Source organism: Pseudochrobactrum sp. AO18b, from assembly GCF_000409565.1.
Lineage (GTDB): Bacteria > Pseudomonadota > Alphaproteobacteria > Rhizobiales > Rhizobiaceae > Pseudochrobactrum > Pseudochrobactrum saccharolyticum.
On record NZ_ANNO01000417.1, the window covers coordinates 1 to 5,508 of the forward strand.

Annotated in this window: 4 protein-coding genes; 1 reads left to right on the top strand and 3 read right to left on the bottom strand. The window is 52.7% G+C overall.

Annotated elements, in window-relative coordinates:
• The 3 genes from A918_RS0115910 to A918_RS0115920 form a co-directional block, all read right to left on the bottom strand.
• The coding region (locus tag A918_RS0115910; RefSeq protein ID WP_245257346.1) for a DUF1850 domain-containing protein at positions 1-316 on the bottom strand (316 nt) is incomplete at its 3' end.
• Positions 280-2,385: a TRAP transporter permease gene (locus A918_RS0115915; RefSeq protein ID WP_022712014.1), complete on the bottom strand. Its 2,106-nt coding sequence runs from the start codon at positions 2,383-2,385 to the stop codon at positions 280-282. The genes A918_RS0115910 and A918_RS0115915, both read right to left, overlap by 37 nt.
• A 101-nt stretch (positions 2,386-2,486) precedes the next feature.
• A complete protein-coding gene (locus tag A918_RS0115920; RefSeq protein ID WP_028233887.1) occupies positions 2,487-3,440 on the bottom strand; it encodes a TAXI family TRAP transporter solute-binding subunit in 954 nt (317 codons plus the stop codon).
• 506 nt (positions 3,441-3,946) lie between these two features.
• On the opposite strand from A918_RS0115920, the gene A918_RS0115925 reads away from it, so the two are divergent.
• Positions 3,947-5,497, top strand: a complete 1,551-nt coding sequence (locus tag A918_RS0115925; RefSeq protein ID WP_022712016.1) for an acetolactate synthase large subunit — start codon at positions 3,947-3,949, stop codon at positions 5,495-5,497.
• Positions 5,498-5,508 lie beyond the last annotated feature (11 nt).

Genomic DNA, 5,508 nt, shown 5'->3' on the forward strand with positions numbered 1-5,508 from the left:
AGCCGCTGACCGTCTCACCGGAGGCTGCCAGAACCAATTCCTGACGCGGCGGGATTTTCGGCACATAATGATACCATCCATCCCGTAACACAGCGCCTTCCGGTGGTTCCATACCTGCACCGGAGCCTTGCACACGGGCTTCTGTGAGCACAAAACCTGCCGGTGTAATCTGCCAGTCTTCCTGCCATGGTATTTTCTCGACACTATGTGTCCATTGCAGCATGAAAGATGTGGTCGCTATCCGCAGCACACCGGCTGCGGATAGTGCACAGAGTGCCATCAGGCGGCTTTCATCTGTGGCTCTCTGGTATTCCACCAGTGCCACAGCAGGAAGGCCATACAGGCAGCAAAGCCGATCTCATCACTGAGCGGATAGGTTGCCAGCATCATCGCGGCCGCTGCAAATGCCCAGACGCGTTCCCAGATTTTCAGGTGACCGCGCAAGTAGCCGATTGCCGCGGCTCCCCACATCACAATGCTGAGCAGAGCTTTGCCGATCATATAGGCAACAGCAGGCCAGAAGCCCATACTTTCCGCCAGCGGGCCGCCATCCTGCAACATGATAACCGGTGCATAAACCGCCATAAACGGTACGGCAAAACCGGCAACCGCAATACGCACGGCCTGCATCCCGATTTTCATGCCGGACTCTTTCGCAATCGGCGCAGCGGCAAATGCAGCCAGTGCAACCGGTGGCGTCAGATCGGCCATGATCCCGAAATAAAACACGAACATATGCGACACCAGCAGCGGCACATCCAGCATCAGCAGGGCAGGACCTGCAATGGATGAGGTGATGATATAGTTCGGAATTGTCGGGATACCCATGCCGAGGATCAGGCAGGTAATCATGGTCAGCACGAGCGACAGGAACAGGGAGTTTTCACCCACGCTCACAATCACACGCGCAAAGCTTGATCCGGCACCGGTGAGTGCCAGCACGCCGATAATCACACCGACAAGCGCACAGGCAATACCAACAGGCAGGGCGTTTTTTGCACCTTCTGCAAGGCTTTCAAGGCAAAGGCGCAGCGTCTCGCGGCCACCGCGAATGGTGAAATTGACAAGAACCAATGCGGCAATCAGCAACAGGATCAGCGTGATGCCGCGAATCTCCTGTCCCAGAATATTAAAGCTGGTGCCGAAGGCGGCAGCGGACATCAGACCCAGTGCAACCCAGAACAGCACACGCACTGCCATTGGCATATTGGCAGAGACCGGTACGCCGAGAATAATCAGTGCGGTCAGCCCCATACCCACGGTTCCGGCGAAGAGCGGCGTATAGCCGGAGAACAGCAGCCAGACCAGTGCTACGAGCGGCAGGATCAGATACCAGTGCTTGCGCAAGGCGCCGAGTGCACTTGGCAATTCGGCCTTTGACAGGCCTTTAAGACCAAGACGTCCGGCTTCCAGATGCACCATAATGAAAACGGTGATGAAATAGAGCACTGCCGGTACAATCGCCGCCTTGACGATTTCGAGATAAGGCAGACCCAGCGTTTCCGCCATGATGAAGGCGACAGCGCCCATTACCGGCGGCATAATCTGGCCACCCATCGAGGCAACGGCTTCCACGCCACCGGCAAAAGCAGGCTTGAAGCCGGAGCGTTTCATCAGCGGAATGGTGAAAGCGCCGGTGGTCACCACATTGGCTACGCCGGAACCGTTGATGGTGCCCATCAATGCGGAAGAGATTACCGAAACTTTGGCAGGGCCACCGCGCGACGAGCCGACAGACCCCATCGCTACATCATTGAACAGCTGGATCATGCCCGCGCGTTCAAGAAACGCGCCGAACAGAATAAACAGGAAAATATAGCTGGATGAGACGTAAATCGGCGTGCCGTAAATACCTTCTGTTCCCAGAAACAACACTTCAACGACCTGTTCAAAATCATAGCCGCGATGGTTGAGCGGTGAGGGCAGATACTGGCCGAACAGACCATAGGCCAGAAAGATCAGACAGATCAGCGGCAGTGTCCAGCCCATCATGCGCTGCCCAGCCCAGAACACCAGAGCAACAGCAAGCACACCGATCACAATATCCTGCATTTCCGGCTCACCGGCACGCAGGATCAGATCATTATAGAAAACCCAGTGATAGAAGCTGACGGCAAAAGCCAGAATGGCAGTTGACCACATCAGCAATTTTTTAAATGAACCGCGCGGAGCTGCATTGGCATAAAGGCCAAACAGCAGCAGCAGCAAAAAGCCGACGTGAACGGAGCGGACAACCTGACTTGGCAAAGGTGAATAGGCCGCAGTCCAAAGCTGGAAAACGGAAAAAGCAACGGCAATGCCAAACAAGATTTTGGCGCCGGTGCTGACACCCCAACCCGGAATATGCTCGGCCGATTCAACCGCATTGTTTTCTGAAGATGACATAAATTTAAAACCGCAAAAAATGACAGGAACAGGCGGTCAGAAAAGGCTGCATATTCTGCGAGATACAGAATATGCAGCCTTAAAATCCGCTTCAGGCGTGATTATTCAATGCCTTTTTCTTTGTAATAACGCATCGCACCCGGATGAATCGGGGTTGGCGATACGATCGTGCTCTTGTCGAGTTTGATCATTTTGGCTGCGGAATGAGCTGCAGTCAGCTGATCCAGATTTTCAAACAGACCTTTGGTCATTTGATAGACCAGTTCTTCATCCATATCCGGACGTACGATCAGATAATTGATGACCGATGCCGTGGTCACATCTTTGTCCTGACCGGTATAGGTATTTGCCGGAATAGTGTTGACCTGATATGGCGCACCGATTTTTTCAATAATATCGGCAGGGACTTCCACCACATTGATCTCAACCGCATTGGCCAGATCGCGCAGCGATGCAACGCCAAGACCGGAGGACTGCAAAGTGGCGTCCAGCTGACGGTTTTTCATCAGTTCCACGGATTCCGCAAATGGCAGATATTCCACTTTGCCGAGATCGCTGTAGGAAAGACCGGCAGCGCCGAGAATGGTTTTCGCATTCAGCTCGGTGCCGGATTTTGGCGCGCCGACGGACAGGCGTTTGCCCTTCAGATCCGCCAGCGTTTTAATGCCGGATTCCTTGGAAGCAACGATCTGCACATAGTTCGGGTAAATCGCGGCCATTGTGCTGATATTTTCCAGCTTCTTTTTAAAGCCGGCTTCTTCATTGCCTTCCCACGCATCGCGCAGGGAATCGCCGAGTGTGAAAGCGATTTCGCCACGGCCGCTATTGATCAGATTGATATTCTCAATCGAGGCTTTGGTTGCCTGCACAGACGGGCGGGCATCAGGAATGCCGGAATAGATTTTTTCAAGAGCAACACCCATCGGGTAATAAACGCCGCTTGTGCCGCCGGTCAGAATATTGATGAAATTCTGCGCATTTGCTTCAGCTGCGGCAAATGTCAGTGTGACCGCTGCAAAGGCTGATAAAAGTGATTTTTTACCCAAATAACCCATGAAATCCTCCATATTTCACTCATGGGCGGCTCTTCCTCAGTCATCAACTCTCCCGGTTGTGACTGTGACCGCCCGTATAATATCTTGCTGTAAGCCGGTGGTTCAGAACAATCCCCGATTAACATCACCAAGACATTTAATGTACAAAAAGAGCCCTAATCATCCTAAAGTATTAGACAGACAGATAAAATGTAAAATAGAGGCTCTGTTTCGCAGGTGATTTTTTATGAAGTCGCCATATTGTGCAACCAAAAATTTGTGATTGGCCTGCCTGCATTTAAAAACATGTCATATTGAATTTTAAATAACTGATTTTATTAAATTTATTGAAACATGATGCTTGTGCATAAAATTATTCCGAACACTGATAGGCAAATGGAATAGTTTTGCGCAAAGCTTGCGACATGAGCGCAAAGCCGGATATAGCTGTTGCGGCTCACAGTGATAGCGCATGGAGGAAACGCGTGATCTCTAGACTGTGAGAGCAAGCATAATGGGAGTGAGAAATGAACGGTGCTGATAGCCTTTGCGACACCCTGCTGGCGCATGGGATCGATGTCTGTTTTGCCAATCCGGGCACATCAGAAATGCATTTTGTGGCTGCGCTGGATCGCAAGCCGCAGATGCGCTGCGTGCTGGGTCTGTTTGAAGGTGTGGTAACAGGTGCCGCCGACGGCTATGGCCGTATGGCGGATAAACCGGCAGCAACTTTGCTGCATCTGGGTTCCGGTCTTGGTAATGGCGTTGCCAATCTGCATAATGCCAAACGTGCAAAAACGCCGATTGTGAATATTGTCGGCGATCATGCAACCTATCATCTGAAATATGATGCACCGCTGACCAGTGATATTGAATCGCTGGCGCGTCCGGTTTCCGGCTGGGTGAAAACGTCTAAATCCGCAGATGATATTTCTGCAGATACCGCTGAAGCTTTTGCGGCGGCTTGCAATGCACCGGGACAGGTGGCAACGCTGATCCTGCCTGCCAATACCGCATGGACTGAAGCACCGCAGCAGATTGTGCAGCCTTTGAGCCGTCCCGAACGTCGTAAAGTTGATGCAGATGCCGTGCGAGAAGCAGCTCAGGCACTGCGCAATGGTAAGCGCACCCTCATCCTCCTCGGTAATCTTGCTCTGCGTGCCAATGCGCTGGAAATCGCCAGCCGCATTGCGCAAGCATCCGGTGCACGCATTCAGGCACAGCAATCCAATGGCCGTATTGAGCGCGGCGCAGGGCGCGTTGCTGTTAATCGTGTGCTTTATCGTGTGGATGATGCACTGGCCGATCTGGCCGACATCGAACAGGTTGTGCTGCTGGGCGCGAAAATTCCGGTCGCCTTCTTCGCCTATCCGGGTAAGCCGAGCACTTTCCTGCCGGAAGGCTGCACTGTGGTCGATTATGCCGGTGAAGCCGACGACCAGCTCTATGCATTGCAGGCGCTGGCCGATGAAATGAACATTCCGGCATCTGTCACGCCACTGCTCAATCAGCGTGGTGAGAAGGTCATGCCGACCGGCACGCTTGATGATGATAAAATCAGCGCGATTGTTGCGTCACTCCTGCCGGAAAATGCAATTATCGTCGATGAATCCATTACATCGGGTCGGGAAATGTTCGGGCTGACGCATAATTCAGCGCCGCATGATTTTCTGCAGTTGACCGGTGGTGCAATCGGTATCGGTCTGCCGCTGGCAACCGGTGCGGCTGTAGCCTGTCCGGATCGTCAGGTCGTAGCTTTGCAGGCCGATGGCAGCGGTATGTATACGATGCAGGCACTGTGGACTCATGCCCGCGAAAACCTGAATATCATCACCATCATTTTCGCCAATCAGCGTTATGCCATCCTGCATGGTGAATTGCAGAATGTTGGTGCCGGTGCACCGGGACGCAATGCGCAGCGCATGTTCGATCTGGTTGAGCCGACGATTGACTGGGTAAGCCTTGCCAAAGGTGTTGGTGTTGAAGGCGCACGCGCTACAACGGCTGAACAATTTGCTGATTTGTTTGCTGCGGCAAGCAAACGCAAAGGCCCGTTCCTGATCGAAGCCCTGATTTAAAATAGTTGTGG

Excerpts from the sequence above, each read along its gene's own strand:
- A918_RS0115920 (WP_028233887.1), bottom strand. The coding sequence starts at position 3,440 with ATGGGTTATTTGGGTAAAAAATCACTTTTATCAGCCTTTGCAGCGGTC.
- A918_RS0115915 (WP_022712014.1), bottom strand. The coding sequence starts at position 2,385 with ATGTCATCTTCAGAAAACAATGCGGTTGAATCGGCCGAGCATATTCCG.
- A918_RS0115925 (WP_022712016.1), top strand. The coding sequence starts at position 3,947 with ATGAACGGTGCTGATAGCCTTTGCGACACCCTGCTGGCGCATGGGATC.